This is a genomic window from Vibrio sp. 99-8-1 (genome assembly GCF_013114595.1).
GTDB lineage: Bacteria > Pseudomonadota > Gammaproteobacteria > Enterobacterales > Vibrionaceae > Vibrio.
Genome location: NZ_VTXE01000083.1, coordinates 1 through 700, shown reverse-complemented (window position 1 = coordinate 700; position 700 = coordinate 1). Strand labels below are relative to the sequence as shown.

The window sequence follows — 700 nt, the reverse complement described above, 5'->3', positions numbered from 1 at the left end:
TGTCTAAAGAAAAATTTGAACGTACGAAACCGCACGTAAACGTTGGTACTATCGGCCACGTTGACCACGGTAAAACAACTCTAACTGCTGCTATCTGTACTACTCTTTCAAAAGTGTACGGCGGTGAAGCGAAAGATTTCGCATCAATCGATAACGCTCCAGAAGAGCGTGAGCGCGGTATCACAATCGCAACTTCACACGTTGAGTACGATACTCCATCACGTCACTACGCACACGTAGACTGCCCAGGACACGCCGATTATGTTAAAAACATGATCACAGGTGCTGCGCAAATGGACGGTGGTATCCTAGTAGTAGCTGCGACTGATGGCCCAATGCCTCAGACTCGTGAGCACATCCTACTTGGCCGTCAGGTTGGTATCCCTTACATCATCGTATTCATGAACAAATGTGACATGGTTGATGATGAAGAACTACTAGAACTAGTAGAAATGGAAGTTCGTGAACTTCTTTCTGAATATGAATTCCCAGGTGATGACCTACCAGTAATCCAAGGTTCAGCTCTTGGCGCACTAAACGGCGAAAAAGAGTGGGAAGACAAGATTGTTGAACTAGCAGAAGCGCTAGATTCATACATCCCAGAGCCAGAGCGTGCAGTAGACCAACCGTTCCTACTACCAATTGAAGATGTATTCTCAATTCAAGGTCGTGGTACTGTTGTAACTGGTCGTATCGAGCG

1 protein-coding gene is annotated in these 700 nt (G+C 46.1%); it reads left to right on the top strand.

All coding sequences use genetic code 11. The annotated features are described in order from the left end of the window. Nucleotides 1-700 (top strand): GTP-binding protein (locus F0227_RS21815; protein ID WP_171755336.1); only part of this gene is annotated, 700 nt, incomplete at both ends.